The 19651-nt window shown below is 64.1% G+C and carries 18 protein-coding genes and 1 riboswitch; of the genes, 7 read left to right on the top strand and 11 right to left on the bottom strand.

All coding sequences use genetic code 11. From position 1 onward, the window contains the following. Positions 1-11 precede the first annotated feature (11 nt). The gene (locus ELS24_RS05675; protein WP_050447300.1) at positions 12-821 is read right to left on the bottom strand and encodes an EI24 domain-containing protein; all 810 of its coding nucleotides are present in this window, start codon (positions 819-821) and stop codon (positions 12-14) included. Positions 822-885: 64 nt separating this feature from the next. Between ELS24_RS05675 and ELS24_RS05670 the strand changes: the two genes are divergently transcribed. Continuing rightward, on the top strand, positions 886-1269 hold the full coding sequence (locus ELS24_RS05670; RefSeq protein WP_127183634.1) for a thioredoxin family protein: 384 nt from the start codon (positions 886-888) through the stop codon (positions 1267-1269). Positions 1270-1345: 76 nt separating this feature from the next. Here the strand turns inward: ELS24_RS05670 and ELS24_RS05665 are convergent, their stop codons facing one another. The 3 genes from ELS24_RS05665 to ELS24_RS05655 all read right to left on the bottom strand — a co-directional run bounded on the left by ELS24_RS05665 (position 1346) and on the right by ELS24_RS05655 (position 4288). Beyond that, positions 1346-2824, bottom strand: a complete 1479-nt coding sequence (locus ELS24_RS05665) for a DEAD/DEAH box helicase (RefSeq protein ID WP_127183633.1) — start codon at positions 2822-2824, stop codon at positions 1346-1348. Positions 2825-3206: 382 nt separating this feature from the next. Further along, complete coding sequence (locus ELS24_RS05660) at positions 3207-3542, bottom strand: AzlD domain-containing protein (RefSeq protein ID WP_050447302.1); 336 nt, start codon at positions 3540-3542, stop codon at positions 3207-3209. Beyond that, positions 3539-4288: an AzlC family ABC transporter permease gene (locus ELS24_RS05655; protein ID WP_164741219.1), complete on the bottom strand. Its 750-nt coding sequence runs from the start codon at positions 4286-4288 to the stop codon at positions 3539-3541. The genes ELS24_RS05660 and ELS24_RS05655 overlap by 4 nt, the downstream gene beginning before the upstream one ends. Positions 4289-4599: 311 nt before the next feature. Between ELS24_RS05655 and ELS24_RS05650 the strand changes: the two genes are divergently transcribed. The 3 genes from ELS24_RS05650 to ELS24_RS05640 are packed head-to-tail and all read left to right on the top strand — an operon-like array spanning position 4600 to position 6399. Next, entirely contained in the window at positions 4600-4818 is a 219-nt protein-coding gene (locus tag ELS24_RS05650) for a zinc-finger domain-containing protein (protein ID WP_050447304.1), read from the top strand. A gap of 40 nt (positions 4819-4858) precedes the next feature. Continuing rightward, on the top strand, positions 4859-5281 hold the full coding sequence (locus tag ELS24_RS05645) for a YybH family protein (protein WP_050447305.1): 423 nt from the start codon (positions 4859-4861) through the stop codon (positions 5279-5281). A 17-nt stretch (positions 5282-5298) separates the two neighbouring features. Further along, positions 5299-6399 (top strand): YheT family hydrolase, encoded by a 1101-nt coding sequence (locus ELS24_RS05640; protein WP_127183632.1) that lies wholly within the window; start codon positions 5299-5301, stop codon positions 6397-6399. A 54-nt stretch (positions 6400-6453) separates the two neighbouring features. Here ELS24_RS05640 and ELS24_RS05635 read toward each other — a convergent pair whose 3' ends face one another. After that, on the bottom strand, positions 6454-7977 hold the full coding sequence (locus ELS24_RS05635) for a M48 family metalloprotease (protein ID WP_050447307.1): 1524 nt from the start codon (positions 7975-7977) through the stop codon (positions 6454-6456). Positions 7978-8034: 57 nt separating this feature from the next. On the opposite strand from ELS24_RS05635, the gene galU reads away from it, so the two are divergent. Beyond that, the gene (gene galU, locus ELS24_RS05630; protein ID WP_050447308.1) at positions 8035-8886 is read left to right on the top strand and encodes a UTP--glucose-1-phosphate uridylyltransferase GalU; all 852 of its coding nucleotides are present in this window, start codon (positions 8035-8037) and stop codon (positions 8884-8886) included. Positions 8887-8917: 31 nt separating this feature from the next. Here galU and ELS24_RS05625 read toward each other — a convergent pair whose 3' ends face one another. From ELS24_RS05625 to ELS24_RS05605, 5 genes are all read right to left on the bottom strand, one after another. Beyond that, the gene (locus ELS24_RS05625; RefSeq protein WP_127183631.1) at positions 8918-9790 is read right to left on the bottom strand and encodes a cytochrome c oxidase assembly protein; all 873 of its coding nucleotides are present in this window, start codon (positions 9788-9790) and stop codon (positions 8918-8920) included. A gap of 98 nt (positions 9791-9888) precedes the next feature. After that, positions 9889-10995 (bottom strand): porin, encoded by a 1107-nt coding sequence (locus ELS24_RS05620; RefSeq protein WP_127183630.1) that lies wholly within the window; start codon positions 10993-10995, stop codon positions 9889-9891. A 62-nt stretch (positions 10996-11057) separates the two neighbouring features. After that, positions 11058-13862 carry a magnesium-translocating P-type ATPase gene (gene mgtA, locus ELS24_RS05615; protein WP_127183629.1) on the bottom strand — a complete coding sequence of 935 codons (2805 nt, stop codon included), beginning with the start codon at positions 13860-13862 and terminating at the stop codon, positions 11058-11060. Between the two features lie 429 nt (positions 13863-14291). Then, positions 14292-14630 (bottom strand): hypothetical protein, encoded by a 339-nt coding sequence (locus ELS24_RS05610; protein ID WP_127183628.1) that lies wholly within the window; start codon positions 14628-14630, stop codon positions 14292-14294. 459 nt (positions 14631-15089) lie between these two features. Then, on the bottom strand, positions 15090-16097 hold the full coding sequence (locus ELS24_RS05605; RefSeq protein WP_050447312.1) for a sodium:calcium antiporter: 1008 nt from the start codon (positions 16095-16097) through the stop codon (positions 15090-15092). 79 nt (positions 16098-16176) lie between these two features. Further along, a riboswitch (yybP-ykoY riboswitch) is annotated at positions 16177-16342 on the bottom strand. 135 nt (positions 16343-16477) lie between these two features. Here ELS24_RS05605 and ELS24_RS05600 point away from each other — a divergent pair. Then, on the top strand, positions 16478-17821 hold the full coding sequence (locus tag ELS24_RS05600) for an aminopeptidase P N-terminal domain-containing protein (protein ID WP_127183627.1): 1344 nt from the start codon (positions 16478-16480) through the stop codon (positions 17819-17821). Between the two features lie 7 nt (positions 17822-17828). Here the strand turns inward: ELS24_RS05600 and ELS24_RS05595 are convergent, their stop codons facing one another. Then, entirely contained in the window at positions 17829-18293 is a 465-nt protein-coding gene (locus tag ELS24_RS05595; RefSeq protein WP_127183626.1) for a TM2 domain-containing protein, read from the bottom strand. A gap of 91 nt (positions 18294-18384) precedes the next feature. Between ELS24_RS05595 and ELS24_RS05590 the strand changes: the two genes are divergently transcribed. After that, positions 18385-19551 carry a UbiH/UbiF/VisC/COQ6 family ubiquinone biosynthesis hydroxylase gene (locus ELS24_RS05590; RefSeq protein WP_127183625.1) on the top strand — a complete coding sequence of 389 codons (1167 nt, stop codon included), beginning with the start codon at positions 18385-18387 and terminating at the stop codon, positions 19549-19551. Positions 19552-19651: the final 100 nt, after the last annotated feature.

Raw genomic sequence — 19651 nt, 5'->3', positions numbered from 1 at the left:
GAAAAATACGGTCAGACGTCGATGACGTTGTCCTGGCGCAGGCGCTTGAGCGCGTCCAGCCCATAGTGGGCGTAAACCAGCGCCGAAAACACCGGCAGGATAATCCAGGCAGGCGGCAAGAGGTTTAGCAGCGAACAGATCAGGCCGATGGTCCAGAAGCCACGATTGTTGCGATCCAGGATCAGCTTGCGTTCTTCGGGGCTGGCGTGTTCAACAATGGCGTCCACGCGCATCATGCGCGAGAACGCAAAGGCCCACCAGAAGATCGACAGGATGACCGCCATGGGGGGCACCAACCACAAGGGCAGCGTCAGCACCCAACCGACGGCAAACGCGGCCGACACCCAGACGGCATTCCACACGCTGACCGCCGTTGAAAACTTGCCTCGTCGTGTCACGGTGGCGTATTCGCGCTGCCCCACATGGCGCAACACCAGCGGCATCACGAACACCGCCGCGATCGCCAGGCCCAGAATGCCGGACACGGGCAACAAGATGGCTGCGGCAATGACGGGAATGAGATAGATCTTGAGCGAAAACAAGCCCATGGCGATCATCCATTCGTCGGCTCGATTGACCATGTCCCAGTGCGATACCTCGGCACGCAACCAGTCCGTCAACGGCGTCCAGAATAGGTACAGCAGCAGGAACGCGCCAACCAGCGCAATCAGGAAAGGAAGCAGCACCGCGAACAGCATCGTCGGGTGGCATTGGGACACCAGGGCGCGCTTGAACGCCTGGCCGACGCTGACGGCGCCGCTGCCCGCGCCAGAGTATCGGCCATTGCCGGGAGGGGCGGTATCAGTGCGCAAAGCAGTCATGGAAGCTGGCAAAAGGGGGTGGACATCCCGGGTATGATAGTCAAACACGCCTCGATCTGCTCACATGTCTCTACTCGTACCCGGCACCGACCTGACCACCCTGCGCACTCGGCTTGGCACCACTCCTGAATCCTGGCTGGTCGCCTGTTTTTGTGCGGCATGGTGCGATACCTGCGAGCAATACAAGCCCAAGCTCGAAGCCCTGGCCGACGCACTGCCACAGCATGTCTTTGCCTGGATCGACATCGAAGACCACGCCGAACTGCTGGGTGACGTAGACGTCGAGAACTTCCCCACGCTGCTCGTGCGGATTGGATCGCGCGTCGTGTTCTACGGCCCCATGCTGCCGCATATCGGGCATCTGGAACGGCTGCTTGAAAGCGTGAACGCAGACAGCCCGGCGGTCAACACCGAGCTACCCGACTTGCCCAAGCTGCTGGCGGCCTGATTCCCGCGCGACATAGAAAAACCCGCAAGGCCCATGGTTGGGCGTTGCGGGTTTTTTCATGCGTCGTGGCTGGCGATCAGTTCTTGCGCGAACCGCCCAGCAGTACCGCCACTTGGCGCTTGGGCGCAGTCGAACCACTGTCGTTCTTGGGCGCCTGCTCTTCGGCGGGCGTGGCCGAGGGCGAAGGCTCGTAAGGCTTCAGGAAAAAATCGTCCACCGGCTGACGGGGGCCGCTGGAGGTGTAGCCCGAACGGCGATCCGACGAACGGCTACCGCGGTCGCCACGGCTTTCACGACCGCCTTCGCGGCCTTCGCGCGAGGACGAACCCGAGCGCTCTTCGCTGCGTCGGTGGCTGCGCGCCACGGCATCTGCCGGCAGGTCGAGCGTGCCGCGCGGCACTTCGCGCTTGATCAGCTTTTCGATGTCGAGCAAAAACCGTTCTTCATCGGGCGTGAACAGCGCAATGGCTTCGCCCGAGGCGCCCGCGCGGCCGGTACGGCCGATGCGGTGCACGTAGTCTTCGGCGTTGTACGGCAAGTCGTAGTTGATGACGCACGGCACCCCGGCCACGTCCAGGCCACGCGCGGCAACGTCGGTGGCGACCAGCACTTCCAGATCGCCTGCTTTGAAGGCTTCCAGCGCCTTCATGCGGTCCGCCTGGGTTTTGTCGCCGTGGATCGATTCGGCCTTGACGCCATCGCGTTCAAGTTCGCGGGCAAGGCGCGCCGTGCCGATCTTGGTGTTCGAGAAAACGATGACCTGTTTCAGCCCGCGCGACTTCACCAGATGCACGACCGCGGCGCGCTTGGCGTCACTGGGCATCTTGTAGGCGATCTGCGTGATGGTCGTGGCCGTGGCGTTGCGCGCCGCGACTTCAATTTCAACCGGCTGGTTCAGATACGAACGGCCCAGCTTGCGGATTTCGTTGCTGAAGGTGGCCGAGAACAGCAGGCCCTGACGCTGTGCGGGCAACAGGCGGATGATGCGTTCCAGATCCGGCAAGAACCCCATGTCCAGCATGCGGTCCGCTTCGTCCAGCACCAGGATGCCGACCTGGCTCAGGTTCACGTTCTTTTGTTCAACGTGATCGAGCAAGCGGCCGGGCGTAGCCACCAGGATTTCGCAGCCACGGCGCAGCGCTTCTTTCTGCGGACCAATATCCACCCCACCAAACACCACGGCCGAACGCAGCGGTGTTTGCTTGCTGTAGCGCTTGACGCTTTCGAATACCTGGTCGGCCAATTCACGCGTGGGCGTGAGGATCAGCGCCCGCACCGGGTGCCGCGCGGGCGACGCGCTGGTGTTGGCCAGGGGCATCAGGCGATGCAGGATGGGTACGGTGAACGCGGCCGTTTTGCCGGTGCCGGTCTGGGCGGCGCCCATGACGTCGCGCCCTTCCACCACCACAGGGATGGCTTGCGCCTGAATGGGCGTCGGAATGGTGTAGCCGGTTTCGGCGATGGACTGCAACAACAGCGGGTGCAGTCCAAAATCGGCAAACGTCGGCGCGGGCGCGTCGGCGGTGGGTGCTACGGATTGAGTGGATTCAGTCATCAGGGTTTGGCAGATACCGGGACCAGTGAAAAAGAACAAAACGAGAGTGCTACATGCACTGCACTACATACGCATCGGGGCAATCTAAATACACGTGGTCGCGTTGCGACGGCACGCAAATCGCCGCGAAGCGGATAGGGCTTCGCGGGCAATCGGCACCCTGCCTTGCAGGCCAGCGGGCGCATTCTGGATTCGATACTTATGAGGGCAGTACCAGGCCCGGATTGCTGTGGATACGAGGGATTTTAGCGCAGGCGCCTTACCACAACGTCAAACCGTGGTTTCGGGCGGCGGCCCAAGCCGCGCCAAGCAACGGGCGCGCCCGCTCCCAGGCGATTTGGAGTGTCCACCAGATGGACTAATCATGATTGAGGGCCGGACATCAGCCGGCCAGCCAGCGCAACCCCCACAACACCAGCATGCCCGCCACGATCACCAGCACGGCGCTGCGGGTACGCAAGAAAACCATGATGGCGACCAGGCCGGCCACCAATTTGTAGTCGAATACCGGCCCCAGACCCGCCTTCCAAGGCAGCAGGTCAGGCACGACGATGGCGGTCAGCGCGGCAGCGGGCGCATAGCGCAATGCCCGACGCACGCCATCGGGCAAAGGAATGTAGTCGCCGAACAGCATGAAGCCGGCGCGGGTCAGTACGCTGCACAAGGCCAGCAACAGGATGGCCGAATAGACGTAGATCTCGGAGGGCCAGAGAGTCATGGACGCGCCTTGAAGAATCGTTCGGCCCACATGCCCGCCACCACACCGGCCACGACGGCCGCCGCCAGGCCCAGCCGCAACGGCAGCACCTGGCCCGTCCAGGCCACCACGCCGGCAGCCAGCATGGACACCAGCATCGGCTTGGAGCTGGCAAGAGGCACGGTGATTGCCAGCAACGCCAGCACCGCGGCGAAGTCCAGCGACCAGCCGGTGGGCACCATGGTGCCCAGATAGATACCCACGATCGAAGACGACTGCCAGACCAGCCAGCCCGGCACAATCGTGCCCAGGAAGAACCACAGTTGTTCGCGGGTGCCGCGTTCGGCCGAATCTCCAAAGCGCGGCATGAACAGCACGAAGCCCATGTCGGTGGTGAAATAGCCCAGCCCCAGGCGCTTGGGCCAGGACAGGTGGCGGAAATACGGTTGCAAGGCCGCGCCGAAGATGATGAAGCGCAGGTTCACGACGAAGCCGGCCGCAAAAATCAGCCACAGCGGCGCACCGGTGGCAATCAGCGGAAGTGAAGTCAGTTGGGCCGAGCCGGCATACAGCAACAAGGTCATGGCCAGGGCCATGGATTCGGTCAGGCCGGACTTGACCATGGCCACCCCGGTCACCAGACCCCAGGTCGCCGTGGCGATCAGCGCGGGCACGATGGCATGGACGCCAGCACGAAACGCGCTCAGACGTTGCTGGCGAACCGCGCCGGGATCTTCAGACTCAGGAAACGCAGATTCAGAGGACAACGGCTGACCCCTGGCGATTCGGACAGGACGACATGGGAACTCTTACGGGTTGCGTGGGCCGAATGGCACCACGGCGGTGCGCGAATAGGCCGATATTGTAACCCCGCTGCTTGATACAATACGCGCCTGGAATTTCTTGGCTGGTAGCGGGCTGGCACATGCCGAAATCGACAATGGTGAATGGCCGCGTCCCGAAGTACCATCACTGGCTAAGTAAGATGCGATTCTGATCCTTCATTCGCGCGAGCGGCCGCAGGCCGGCCGCATATTGCCCCAACCTGCCGTTTATCGGTTTTTTTTCAGGAACATCCATGACCGCTGCTGCTCCGGCCGCCGTCCCCAACGCTCACGAAGTCATTGAAGTCGGCGCAGAAGACCTGCCCGTTTTCTGCCCCGGCCCGAAAGCGCCGTTGTGGAGCATGCACCCCCGCGTCTTCCTGGACGTTGCCCGCACCGGCTCGGCCAGCTGCGCCTACTGTGGCGCGCAATATCGCCTGAAAGAAGGCACCGTGCTGCACGGCCACCACTAAGCACGCCGCCCCGCCGCACAACGCCACCGTCACAGCAGCCATGTTTGCCACCCCCGAAGAAGCTGAACACGCATTCTACGAAGCCCTCGAACAGGGGGACAGCGTCCGTCTGATGCAAGTGTGGGCCGACGACGAAGAAGTCATCTGCATCCACCCTGGCGGCCTGCGCATCGTCGGACACTCGGCGGTGCAGGAATCCTGGCAACAGGTGCTGTCCAACGGCCCGCTGCACGTACGCCCGTTGCGCCCACTCGTCATGCTTAGCATGATGTGCGCGGTGCATGTGCTGGTTGAGCAGGTGGCCGTACGCACACGGGAAGGCATGCAGTTCGCAAACTGCTACGCGACAAACATCTACCACAAGGGCCCAACCGGTTGGCGCATGGTCATGCACCATTCGTCTTCGGCGCCCACGGAAGCCGGGGTGCTCGACTTGCACGACGTACCCGACATGCTGCATTGAATCGGGTGGATCTTTAGTTGGCCGCTGCTCGTCTTGATTCGTCCCCCTGCCCCGTTCCCTCCTGGTTGCCCGGAGGCGACAGCCAGACGGTCTACGCATCCCTGTTCGCGCAATACCATCGGATCGCTTTCGTGCGGGATCGGGTGGACACGCCCGACACTGATTTCGTGGACTTTGACTGGACCGGCCCCGGGCTGTTTCCGCACAAAGCCGCCGATGGCGCGCCCGTCAGCGGACAGGGACCTGTCGCCAATGGCAAAACCGCCGCGGCGCGCTGGATGACGGCGCCCGACTGGCAGTCGCTGCCCCAGACGCCCGACACGCCCGCGCTGATACTGCTGCACGGGTTGGAAGGCGGCAGCAACAGCCGGTATGCCCAGTCCATCGCCCACTATTTCCGCGCGCGCGGCTGGATCGTGGTGATCGCGCATTTCCGCGGCTGTTCCGGGGTGCCCAACCGGTTGGCCCGGGCGTATTATTCCGGCGATTCCGCCGAAGTCGGCTTTCTGCTGAATACGGTGCGCGACCGTCTTCCCCACGCGCGCTGGCATGCGGTGGGGGTATCGCTGGGCGGCAATGCGCTGCTGAAGTACCTGGGCGAACACCAGGAAGATACGACGTGGCTGACTGCGGCCGCTGGCGTGTCGGTGCCGCTGGACCTGGTTGCCTGCGGCAAGACGCTATCCACCGGCATATTCAACCGGCGCGTGTACTCGGCCCATTTCCTGAAAACGCTTAAGCACAAGGTGCTGGAAAAGGCGCATCGTTTCCCCGGCGCGATTGACGTGATGCGCATCGCGCACGCGCATGACCTGCGCGAATTCGATGACACCTACACCGCGCCCATGCACGGGTTCCGCAACGCACTGGATTACTGGACCCGCGCGTCCAGCAAACCCTGGCTGTCCAAGATTTCGGTGCCCACGCTGGTACTCAATGCGCGCAACGATCCGTTCATCCCCGCCGCTTCGCTGCCCAAGCTGGAAGACTGCTCGCCGGTCATCTTGCTGCACCAGCCCAGCGACGGCGGGCATGCCGGGTTTCCCACCGGCGCTTTTCCCGCGCACCTGAACTGGCTGCCGCAACGCCTGGGGCGCTTTTTCGAAACGGGCTTGTAGGCAAGGGCGGGCAAAACGCGCCCGGCGTTTCGCCCCGGGCGCATGGCGTGCGCGTCAACCCGACCTGAAGCGTTCCAGCAGTTGCCGCTCTTCGGCCAGCTTGTCTTTCACTTCCTTGATCTGCACATCAATCTGCGATTGCTCGTAGAAATCGGTGGACAGCCCGCGCGCCTGCTGCAACTGCGATTCCGCGGCGGCAAACGCGCCGGTCATCACATAAAAGCGCGCCAGATCGCGGCGCGCCTGCACGGGCTTGCCATTGCGCTCTTCGCTTTGCGCCAGCATCTGATAAAGCCCGGGTTCGTCGCTTCCCCATTGCTTGATCTTCGCGCGCAGATAGTCTTGCGCGTCGGCATGGCGGCCATTGCTTTGCAGCGCCTGAGCATAGGCCATGCCCAACGCACGCTGGTCGGGCCAGCGCTTGGTGGCCGATTGGGCCAGCTCCAGCGCGCGCGGATAGTCCTTTCGGGCCAGCGCGATGTCCACACTGAGCTTGGCGAGTTGAGCGGAATTGCGCCCCCCGGCCGTAGCCAGGTTCCAAAGCCGCTCCGCTTCGGCCAGGTTGTTGCGCTGGAACGCCTGCAAGGCCAGCCCGTAATACGCCGCCGATTGGCGCACGCCGGACAGCGCGCGCGCCTCGTCCTGCAATTGCTGCCCGGCCGACCGCAGGCTGACGGCATCGCGCCCCTGCACCACCCGCATCTTGGCGCGCACGTACCAGAAGTCGTCACTATCGATATGGCGCGAGGGCGGCAGCGAGCGCACGCGGTTCTGCACGTCGGACATACGTTCGATGGACAACGGGTGGGTACTGGCCCATGAGCCCCCGCCCGCGCCCTCGTTCAGGCGCGATGCGTTCATCAGGCGCGAGAACATCTGCGACATGCCTTCGGCGTCGTAGCCCGCCTTGGTCAGCATCTGGAAGCCGGCGCGATCCGCCTCGCGTTCGGCATCGCGCGAAAAACCCAGTTGCCGGTTGATTGCCGCCGCCTGACCAAACGCCGCCACGCCCATCGCCAGGTCGCCGCCGCCGCCCGCCAACGCCGCCAGCAGCGCGCCCGCCAGGCTTGCCAGCATCACCATGCTGTTCTGGCTCTGCTGCGTCATGCCGCGCGCAATGTGGCGCTGCACGACGTGGCCGATTTCGTGCGCCAGCACAGCGGCCAATTCGGATTCGCTGGCCGACGACACAATCAAGCCGGTATTCACACCGATGAATCCGCCGGGCATGGCGAAGGCGTTAATCTCGGGGTCGCGCACGCCGAACATTTCCACCTCGGGCACGGCGCCGGGCGCAAACGCGGCCAGCTTGCGGCCCATGGTCGTCAGGTATTGGCTGAGTTCGGGGTCATCGACGTAGGTGGGGTCGCGCCTGCCCTGCGACATGATGGCTTCGCCCAAGCTGCGTTCCAGCATCGGGGACAGCTCGGCGGCAGACGCCGCGCCCATGGATGGCAGGCCGACGGGTTGCGCCCAGGCGGCGACGGGAATGGACGGGGCGATCAAGGCGGCGCTCAGGCCGAGAATCGCGCTTCGTTTCGCAATAGCGCAAATGGATGGCATTTTCCTGCGGTTCATAAGCCTATGATAGCGATGAGCTTAAAATGTTTCATCGATACTCCCAACGAGGTCTCAATGCGTCCCGTCCGTAAAGCCGTTTTTCCCGTTGCCGGCATGGGCACACGCTTCCTGCCCGCCACCAAGGCGATGCCCAAGGAAATGCTGCCCGTGGTCGATAAGCCATTGATTCAATATGCCGTCGAAGAGGCCGTGGCCGCCGGCATCACTGACCTGATTTTTGTGACCGGCCGCAACAAGCGCGCCATCGAAGACCACTTCGACTCCGCCCCCGAGCTTGAGTCCGACCTGGAAAGCAAGGCCAAACACGAGCTCTTGGCCATGGTGCGGGGCATTCTACCCGCGCATGTGAATTGTCTCTATATTCGCCAGTCCGCCCCGTTGGGCTTGGGCCACGCCGTGCTGTCGGCCGCCCCCGCCGTGGGCGACGAGCCCTTTGCCGTGTTGCTGGCCGATGACCTGATCGACGCCGACACGCCCGCCATGAAGCAGTTGGTGGATGTTGCCGTTGCGCAGAACGCCAGTGTGCTGGGCGTGCAGGACGTGCCACGCGCCGATACGCGCAAGTACGGCATCGTGGCAACTCGTGCCGGCGAAACCCATCTGGACCCCCGCACCGAGCGCGTCACGCATATTGTTGAAAAGCCCGAACCCGACGTCGCGCCCTCGACGCTTGCCGTCGTGGGCCGCTACGTGCTGGAAGCCGCCATCTTCGACCATCTGCGCTCAACCAAAATGGGCGCGGGCAATGAAATTCAGTTGACCGACGGCATTGCCTCGATGATGCGCGAACGCGCTGTCTACGCGCACCGTTTCGAAGGTGTGCGCTATGACTGCGGCAACAAGGCGGGCATGTTCCAGGCCACTGTGGCGCTGGGCAAGAAATACCACGGCCTGGTGCCGGAATAAGCCCAAGCCTGAACCCGAGTCCGAACCCGCGCTAGCCCGATAGCGCCGCCCGCGCCTTGGCCCGGGCCCGCGCATCGCGGTCCACCTTGCGCAGCCGCCCCTTGGCGGACAGGCGCATCAACGTGCCCAGCGCCACCATCAAGCCAATCACCTCGACCAGCGCGGCGGGAATCCACATCGTCAAGCCGCCTATGGTCTGGTCGGTTTGGGCCGACATCGCAATGGCTCGCCCGCACAGTTCAAACAAGGGATAGATATCGCTTTCGGTAAAGGCGATGACCGCGCCCGCCACCATTTGCGGCAGCATGGTCAGCACGGGGGAGATGACACGTCCGCCCGGCGTCATGGCCGCGGGCGGCGCGGGCCGGCGGTCCAGGATCAGGTTCCAGTACATGAAGCCACTGATCACGACTGACCAGTTCATCAGGCGATACAGCCGCCAGTCCAGCATGGAATAGAACTGCACCGACGGAATCAGCCAGATCAGCACCAGGAAGACGAACAGCGCCGGAACGAAGATTTTGTTGGTCAGCACCGCCACCGTGACCCGACCACTGCGCGTGCGCAGGAAATCACGCAGACGGATGCGCCAGGCCATCGGCAGGCCGGCGCGCATGACTTGCCCCGGAAAGGCCGCCATCACCAGCAGCGGGCCCAGGTGGTGCAGCACCAGATGCTGGATGCGATGGATGAAGAACATCCGCTCGGCGTAGTAATCCACCCGGGTGTGCAGCGATAGATACAACAGCACCAGCCCGGCCCAGAACAGGAAGCGGCGCGCCCCGGTCACATGGTGCACACGCTGGCCACGCACGAACAGCACGATCGCCACCACGAAGGAAGCGACCAGCGTGGGAGAGAACTCCCAGGGTATGAGCCATTCAAGACTATCCATGCGGGCCATCCGAAAGACACCGGGGAAGACAAAGGCGGCAACTTGCGCCAACCCGTGCGCTAATTGTAGTAGACCGCGCCGGCCCGTGGTCCGGTGGGCCGGCAAGATCAGAAGTGATGCGAAACGCCCGCTCCGACGCGCGTGGTGTGGGAATGGGCGGGGTCAAACTGCGTATCCAGCGTGTAGTGGGACTCATAGCCGGCAAAGCCGTAGAGCGTCGTGCGCGCGGACAGGGCATAGGTATAGCCCAAGGTCGCCACCTGCGCCTTGCGCGCCGTCATGCCGTTGTCCCATTGCCAGTCGGGCCGCGCCATCGACCACTGCACCAGCACGGCGCCGGGGCCGACGGGCACGCTGGCGCCCAGCAGCCAGGCATTGATGGCCCCGCCCTGCACAAACGGGGCCGGACCCAGCCCCTGGCCCGGCATGTCGGGGTCACCCCCGTTCAGGCCCACATAGCCATTTTTCTGACGCGACCAGGCCAACGAGACCTTGAACACGTCAAAGTCGACTGCCGCGCCCAATTGCACGGCACGGGGCCGCTTGCCACTGCCTGCCGGGGAATCCGCCAGTTGCAACTGGTCCCAGGTGGCCACGGCCAGCAGCGGGCCGCTTTCGAACTTCAAGCCGGCGCTGGCGGCGCGTGGGTTCTGCTGGGTCCGAAAACGATTCTGGTCGTTGGCATCAAAGGAATAGCCGACGCCGATTTGAAAACCGTTCCAGTCCGCCGACGTAACGTTCACCATATTGCTGAACTGGAAGTTGTCCGAGGCCTTGAACGTGGCGCCCATGCCCATGTCCTTCCACGAGGCGATCTCCAAGGCTGAACCATAGATCTGGCCGATGGTGTGTTGGCGCCCGATGCGGACCTCGCCGTAGCGGTCGCTGCCCGCGCCCACCCAGGCCGCGTAGTTGAACAGGCGGCCATCATCTTCCGCCTTGCCGCTGGACGGATCGAAGCCGCTTTCCAGGCGAAAGCGAGTACGCCAGCCGCCGCCCAGATCTTCGGTGCCCGACAGGCCCCACAGCGAATCCGTCAGCCCCCCATTCAAGACGCTGGCCTGGCTGCCTTGGCCGGATACGCGGGTTACCGTCACGCCGGCGTCAACCACGCCGTACAACTGCAGACCAATGTCTTCGACCGCCGCCGCGGCGACCAGCGCCGGCGGCATGCTCAGGCCCGCCATGAGCGCGGTGCAAAATGCTTTTTTCATGCTCTTCTCCTATCAGGGCGGACACCCGCGCCCGCCCTGTCAGATGTGACCCTATCGCGGTCTTATTGCCAGCCGTAGCGGCGTACCCAGATACCCTTGAGCAACTGCGTCAGCACGCAATAGCTCAGCAACACCCCCACCAGCCAAGGGAAGTACGCCCACGGCAAGGCCTGCAACTGGAAGTACTCAGCCAAAGGCGAGAACGGTAGCGCAAGGCCCAGCACCACCACCATCGCCGTCATGCCCAGCAGCGGCCAGGCCGCGCGGCTTTGCAGGAAGGGAATCCGGCGTGTGCGGATCATGTGCACGATCAGCGTTTGCGACAGCAGGCCTTCCACGAACCAGCCCGACTGGAACAAGGTTTGATGCTCGGGCGCGTTGGCCTGGAACACAAACCACATGATGGCGAACATGGCGATGTCGAACAGCGAGCTGATCGGGCCAAAGAACACCATGAAGCGCCCCAGGCCGTCCGCGTCCCATTGCTGTGGCTTCTTCAGCAGTTCCTCGTCGACGTTGTCGAACGGAATTGCAGTTTGCGAAATGTCGTACATCAGGTTTTGTAGCAACAGATGGATGGGCAACATCGGCAGGAACGGCAGGAAGGCGCTGGCCACCAAGACCGAGAACACATTGCCGAAGTTCGAGCTGGCCGTCATCTTCAGGTACTTGAGCATATTGCAGAAGGTCTTGCGGCCTTCGATCACGCCGTCCTCCAGCACCATCAGGCTCTTTTCCAGCAAGATGATGTCGGCGGCTTCCTTCGAGATATCCACCGCCGTATCCACCGAAATGCCCACGTCGGCGGCGCGCAGGGCCGGCGCGTCGTTGATGCCGTCGCCCATGAAGCCCACCGTGTCGCCCTGCGCGCGCAGGCTGCGCACAATGCGCTCTTTGTGCGCGGGCGTCAGCCGGGCGAAGACATTGGCTTCACGCACGGCCACGGCCAGTTGCGCATCGTCCATGGCCTCGATGTCCGCGCCCAGATAGACGCGGCGCACGTCGAAACCGACTTCGCGGCAGACCTTCTGCGTAACCAGTTCCGCGTCTCCCGTCAGCACCTTGACCTCGATGCCAGATGCCTTCAGCGCAGCCAGGGCCGGACCGGTCGATTCTTTTGGCGGATCCAGGAAGGCCATGTAGCCCACCAGCACCAAGTCGGATTCGTCGGCCACGCCATAGGTCAACTGCGTAGGCGGCATCTCCTTGACGCCCACCGCGATCACCCGCAGGCCGTCGCGATTAAGCTCAGCCGTCACCCGCCGGATATCCGCGCGCCGCGCATCCGTCAACGGGAGCACCGCGTCGCCCACGCGCAGCCGCGTGCAGGCCAGCAGCATTTCTTCCAGCGCGCCCTTGCAGATCAGTTCGTGATGATCACGGCCGTTCTCGGTTTCATTGACCACGACCGACATCCGGCGACGCGAAAAGTCGAAAGGAATTTCATCCACTTTGCGGTACCTGGCCGCCAGGTTCAGGCTGCGCTTGAGCTCCGCGTGCTGCAGCACCGCCACGTCCAGCAGATTCTTCAGGCCGGTCTGGTAGTAGCTATTCAGATAGGCATAGGCCAATACGTCGTCGCTGCTGGATCCATAGACGTCGGTATGCCGTTCCAGCACGATGCGGTCTTGCGTCAGCGTGCCGGTCTTGTCGGTACACAGCACGTTCATTGCGCCCAGGTTCTGGATGGCGTCCAGCCGCTTGACCACGACTTTACGGCGCGACATGCGCAAGGCGCCCTTGGCCAGCGTGGCTGTGACAATCATCGGCAGCATTTCAGGCGTCAAGCCCACGGCAATGGCCAGCGCGAACAGCAGCGCCTCCAGCCAATCTCCCTTGGTGAAGCCGTTGATGAGCAAGACGATGGGCGCCATCACCAGCATGAAGCGGATCAGCACCCAACTGACACGGTTGATGCCCTGCTGAAACTGGGTCGGCGCGCGGCTGGCTTGCGTCACCCGGCCGGCCAACTGGCCGAAATAGGTATTGGCGCCCGTGGCGATGACCAAGGCGCTGCCCGAACCGCTGACCACGTTGGTGCCCATGAACGCCATGTTTTCCAGTTCAAGCGCGTTCTGGGTTTCTACGCGCTGGACGGCATGCTTTTCAACCGGTAGCGATTCGCCCGTCAACGCCGCTTGGGCAACGAACAGGTCTTTGGCATTCAGGATCCGGCAGTCGGCGGGAATCATGTCACCCGCGGACAGCAGCACCACATCGCCCGGCACCAGCTCGGCCAGCGGCACTTCCATCTGGTGCGAGCCGGAGTCGTGCAAGGGCGCGCCAAACAATCGCCGACCGTTGCCGGCGGCCGGCGCCTCGGCGTTCACGCGCAGCACGGTGGCGGTGTTCTGCACCATGGCTTTCAGCGCTTCGGCCGCGCGGTTAGACCGTAATTCCTGAGCAAAACGCAGCACGGTGGAAATGACCACCATCGACCCGATGATTGCCACCGCCGTCCACGATTTGTCGTCAGGCTCGGCCATGCGCACATCGGTCAGCCACGACAGACCGGCCAATGCGGTCAGCAGCAGATTGAAAGGGTTGCGATAGGACAGCCACAGATGGGAAACCCAGGAAAGCGGCTTTTCGTGGTCGACCTCGTTGGCGCCGTGTCGTTCGCGCGCCGCTTGCGCCTGAGCTTCCGACAGGCCGCCCCGGCCGCTGGCCAAAAGTGAGAACAAGGCATCCAGCCCCATGCTTGACCGTTCCAGCATCTGGCGGTTGGCCTGCCGCGAGGCCTCGGACGGCGTCGACACGGCGCCGTTTTGGCTGCCCTGTTCAAGAATGGGAGTGCGCCGGAAATGCCGGCTTGCGCGCCGCCGGCTCGCGGCGGACGAAAAAAAAGACTTCAGAAAGAAAAACATCGGAGTGCTCCGGTTCTTGTTTGATTTCTTGTCGGAGACACGGGCGCGCCCACCCTGGGCCAGGCACGCGGACAGCGACGGGCCGCGACTTTCACGCTGAAAGCCGTCAAGCCGCCCCTGATGGGCGTGCGCAGGCACCGGGGCAACGTTGCCGGTGTCCGGATCGCGGTGAAGTCGCGCCGGAGTGCGGAAAACGGAAAGGAGCTAGCTAGGAATCGAGACCGGCGCCTGGGACGCGTCCGTCGTCAAAGACGGGGCCTTGGCCGGGGATTCATTGCTGCGGAGTCCGCCAGAACCGGGATGCTGTCCGGCCGGTCGGCTCAGAAGAGAAGACAGGTCAGACAGTCATGCCGGCGCCACACACAGGGCGCAATCGAGGGTCGGGGTCTAAGGCACTAGGCATGATCTCTCCTGTGGAACGGGTGCCGTTCAAGCGGCCATCGCGGCGGCTTGCGCGCCGAAATGCACGTGGCGAACGGCAGGGTTGGCGCTGAGACGGCGCGCTTGCGACATCAATTCAGCACGCAGTTCGGGCGGGCAATTGACGGTGATGCAAGCTGACGCCATGTTCGGGTCGCGGCCTTGGTCGACCTGCACTTGCGAGACGTCCAGGCCGGCGGCGCTGAAGTCCAGGCAGATCTGCTTGCGCAAGGCGCCCAATTCGTCGCGCGGACAAATGACCGTCAAACGCGACGTGCCGCGACGGCGGCTCAGGGCGGTGGCACGGTCTACGCCAGCGCGGCGTAGGAACAAGTCGAAGAAACGCATAACGACCTCCATTGCAAGATGGGGAGCGGTATCGCGAGTACGCGAGCAGCCGGACGCGGCGCATGGCAACGTGCACAAAAGACGTGCACGAACGCTGACGCTGCGACTAGCGGCGGTTCTGGCGGTTTATGTTGGGGAATTTCCCGGCAAGCCGAAGGCCTGCGCTATTGCCCGGGTAGAAGCCCAGGGCTTGGGATACGCCGCAACCTGTATGACAGGATGCGGCAGATGGAGCTCTGCGTGTTTCCTGTCAGACAGCGATGTCGATGCAAGATCGACTACTTTCGCCGGAATCGGTATTCACGAAGACTGCTCCTGAGATGGATAACGGACGGATTTTACGCGGGTTTCCACTGATGGACAAGGTTTTTGCGGTTTAACGTCACAACGGCGCAAAAAAGATAAAGCGGCGCAAAGCGTGTCAGCCTTGCGCCGCTTTTCCGTCTTTCCGTTCCCGCGTCAGGCGTAGAAGTGCCACACCAAATAGGTCGCGAACAAGGCATAGAAACCGCCCACCGCCGACAACGCGGGCACCGTCATCACCGAGCGGCGGAAACGCAGCCACAGCAGACCGATCGACAACATGGTGAACAGGCCGGCCGCCAGCAGCGGCGCATCCAGCAACCAGGGCGTCATGAAGATCCCCAATGAGCTGGGAATGGTCGCCTGGATCATCATCGCGCCCGAGATATTGCCCAGCGCCAGGCGTTCCTTGCCCTGGCGCACCCAGATCAGCGCATTCATGATTTCGGGCAGCTCCGTGGCGACCGGCGCCAGCAGCAAGGCGGCCACGTGTGGCGACGCACCCATGGCGATGCCCAGCAGCTCGATCTGGTTCACGAACACGTGCGAGGCGCCGGCAATCACGACCAGCGCCAGGATGGTTTGCGTGGCGGCCCAGAACATGGACGGGTCGGTGTCGCTGGGCCGCAGCTTGAGCGGCTCCAGGTCTTCGCAGTCGGCGCGCGCCTCGTCATGGCTGAGTTCGCGCCAGACGTACATGCCGTAAGTGGCCAGAAACAGGATGCCCAGCCAGGGCTTCCACGCAAAGGCCAGCAGACCCAGCCCCACCTTGAAGAGGAAGATGCCCATGAACCAGGCCTGGTCGCGGGCCAACCGGCGTTGGTCCGCGTTAATACAGTTGGCTTTTTCCGGCTGGCCGCCGCGGCGTGCGCGCCACAGGGCAATACCCACCACCGCGTAGGCCAGGGTGGCCAATACCAGCGGGCCGCCCATGGCCGCGCCGACGCCGATGTCTTTCTGTTCAGGGGTGTCGCCGAAGACGACCGCCATGAAAGTCACCGCGCTTTCCGGCAACGCCGTGCCAAAGGCCGCCAGAATCGTGCCGGTGGCGGTGGCGCCCAGGTGGAAGCGGTGTCCGACCCATTCAACGCCGTTGACGAAGAATTCGCAGGCGAAGTAAATCACTGCCGCGGACAGGAAAAACAGAAACAGGGTGAGCAACATAGATACGCAGCCGGACGAGCAGAAACCAATTGGCGCGACGCAACGGCTCGCCCGGCTAGGGTGAACGCTACGCGGCCAAAGGTCTCGCCTGGCTGATCCATGCGGCGGGCGATGCCGCTTGCATGGAAACCGTTAGCGCCATGGAGTTCTAGCAACCGCTACGCGGCCCTGAACCACCAAGTCTGTTGACGCTAACTCCTTTGGGGACAAAGGATGGCTACTCCCCAATGACAGAGCCGCGATTGTAGCAGCGCGAATCGGGCCGTCCAGTGAATCCCGCATGGGCTTCGCGCAATGCACATCCGCTGTTGTTTGCGCGCGATAGCGGGGTAAAGTAAGCCGCATCCACATCTTTCGCGGGGTTCGCGCCCCTGCCCGCCATGAGCCTGCCTCCCGCCGACATCGCCCCGTTCGTCGCCCGCCGCCAACGCCTGATGGAACGGATGCGCGCCGATGGCGGCGGCATCGCCATCCTGCCGACCGCCCCCGAAGCCATCCGCAACCGCGACGCCGAATTCCCGTACCGCCACGACAGCGATTTTTTTTATCTCACCGGCTTTACCGAACCCGGAGCCTGGCTGGTGCTGATCGCGGGCGCCACCGAACGCGCGTTGCTGTTCTGTCGGCCGCGCCATGTGGAACATGAAATCTGGGAAGGCAAGCGCTTCGGTCCCGAGGCGGCGGCCGAGCACTTCGGCTTTGACGATGCGCACCCCATCGATGCGCTGGATGAGTTGATTCCCAGACTGATGCTGGACCATCCCACGCTTTATGCGCCGCTGGCGGGCGAAAAACGTAATGACGGGCGTCTGCACCGCTGGCTGGCCGCCGCGCGCGACGCCGGCCGCGCGGGCCACGCGCCGCCCGCCCGCCAGCAGGACGTCCGCGCCTGGTTGGCGGAAATGCGCCTGGTCAAGGACCCGACCGAAATCGCCACCATGCGGCGCGCCGCCAAGATATCGGCCGGTGCGCACGCGCGCGCCATGCGGGTCGCCCGTCCCGGCATGCACGAATACGAACTGGAAGCGGAACTGCTGTATGAATTCCGCCGCCACGGTGCGCAGGCCGTGGCCTACAACAGCATCGTGGCCGCCGGCGCCAATGCCTGCGTGCTGCACTACCCGGCCGGCGAAGCCGTGCTGCGCGACGGCGACCTGGTCCTGATCGACGCCGGCTGCGAAGTCGACAGCTACGCCAGTGACATCACCCGGACCTTTCCCGTGAACGGACGCTACAGCGGCCCGCAGCGCGCGCTGTATGACCTGACCGTGGCGGCCCAGCAAGCCGCCGCGGCCGCGACCGCGCCCGGACGCACGTTCAACGACGGCCACGAAGCCGCCTTGCGCGTGCTGGCGCAAGGCATGCTGGATTTGAAATTGTTGAAAGGGTCGCTGGATGGCGTGCTGGAGTCCGGCGACTACAGCCGCTTCTACATGCACCGCACCGGCCACTGGCTGGGACTGGACGTTCATGACGCGGGTGATTACCGCCAGCCCGGGCCGGCGCAAGGCGGCGATCGCCCGTGGCGCAAGCTGGAACGCGGCATGATGCTGACGATTGAACCGGGCATCTACGTGCGTCCGGCTGACGACGTGCCGGAAAGCTACTGGAACATCGGTATCCGCACGGAAGACGATGCGCTGGTTACGGATGAAGGCTGTGAACTGATCACGCGCGGCGTGCCGGTGGAAGCCAGCGAGATCGAGGCATTGATGCGCGAATAGGCGCGGGCTACAGCACCAGGCCGTCCAGCCAGCCCATGGCTACCCAGACGTACACCACCACCATGGCGATGGCGAACATCGACACCACCGACCCCACCAGGCACGCCAGCAGCGCCACCAGCACCGGCCCCCAGCCCGTGGACGTGGGCCGGCCATGGGCTGCGTTGTAGCGACGGTCGAATTTCTCGTCGGACATCAGCGAAAAGACAGCGCTTTCAATGAAGCCGTCGATCATCGGAATGAACAACAGGAAGAAGGCGGGGTTGTCGTACCAGACCGGGTAATAGCGGAACGCACAGAACAGGCTGACTGCGGCCAGCAGTGTCACGGCCCAGGCGTATCGGCGGCCCAGATACCACCAGTGCGCGCCCAGCCACCCAAACAGACAAGCCAGCAGCCCCACGGCGACCTTGCCGCGCGGACGTCGGGCGGGGGCGGCGGACAGTGAAGGTGAAAGCTGAACCTGCGTCATGGGGGATCAACCTGGGAATCAACTGTAAAGGGTGAGGCGCGACCGACCGCGCTGGCTGTGCCGGATTGTAGTGGACGGTTAAAATCCCGGCATGACTGCATCCGCCTTCGACATTGCGATTCTTGGCGCTGGCCCCGTGGGCCGCGTGCTGGCCCTGATGCTGGCGCGTGTGGCGCCGGACCCGGCGCGCATCGCCCTGCTCGCCGGCAGCGCGCCGACGCCCGCCGCCTCCGCCGCCGTGCCTGCCGCGGATCCCCGCGTGCTGGCCATGAACCACGGCAGCCGCGTATTGCTGGAATCGTTGCAGGCCTGGCCCGAGCGGTCGGCCGATATCCGCAACATTCATGTGTCGCAGCGTGGGCGCCTGGGCCGCGCCGTTATCCAGAACACGGATTTCGGCGTGCCGCAGTTGGGCAGCGTGGTGGCCTATTCCGGCTTGCACGCCAAGTTGGACGAGCGCGTGGCGGCCTGTGGTGTCACCGTGCTGTCCGGCCCGGCTGCCGTGATCGAACGCCAGGATGCGGACGGCGTGCACATTACGCAAGGGGACCACAGCCTGCTGTGCCGGGTTGCCGTGCAGTCTGACGGCGCGGGCGCCACTGATGTGCGCCGCGACTATGGCCAGCATGCCGTACTGACGACGGCGCACGCCACGCTGCCGCGCCGAGGCTGGGCCTGGGAACGCTTCACTTCCGAAGGCCCGCTGGCCTTGCTGCCTCATCCGCAGACGCCGGACGCCTATTCGGTGGTCTGGTGCAGCGCGCCCGAACGGGCCCGGGAACTGGCCGCGCTGGACAACGCGGCGTTTTCGTCGGCGCTGTCCGCCGCCTTTGGCGACCGCTTGGGCCGGCTGTCCAGCCAAGCGCCCCGCCACGTTTTTCCGCTGGCGCTGGCCGCCCGCCGCGCCCAGGTGCAAGGGCGCGTGGCCGCCATCGGCAACGCCGCCCAGACGCTGCATCCCGTCGCCGGCCAGGGCCTGAACCTGGGCTTGCGCGATGCCGCCAGGCTGGCCCAGACGCTGGCCGGCTGGCTGGCCCGGCCCGAATTTAGCCCCACTTCCCTGTTGACCGAGTTTGCCCAGGCCCGCTATGTCGACCGCGCCATCACCGCGGGCCTGACTGACCTGATGCCACGCGTGTTCGCGACCGGCCTGGCCCCGGTGGAACATGCCTGCGGGCTGGCCTTGCTGGGAATGGATCTGGCTTCGCCGTTGCGTGCCCCGCTGGCCCAGCATTTGTTGCAGGGCTTTCGGACCTGATCCCCCCGCTATCCGATCTCGCGATCCGGCCCTGAGACAGGTCCGGAAATCGGCCCCCGGAATGGGGCCGGATCCGCCTGATTTCTCCCTTCTTGTTACC

The organism is Achromobacter spanius, from assembly GCF_003994415.1.
Classification (GTDB): Bacteria; Pseudomonadota; Gammaproteobacteria; order Burkholderiales; family Burkholderiaceae_B; genus Achromobacter; species Achromobacter spanius_C.
This window is presented reverse-complemented; position numbering and strand designations above follow the sequence as displayed.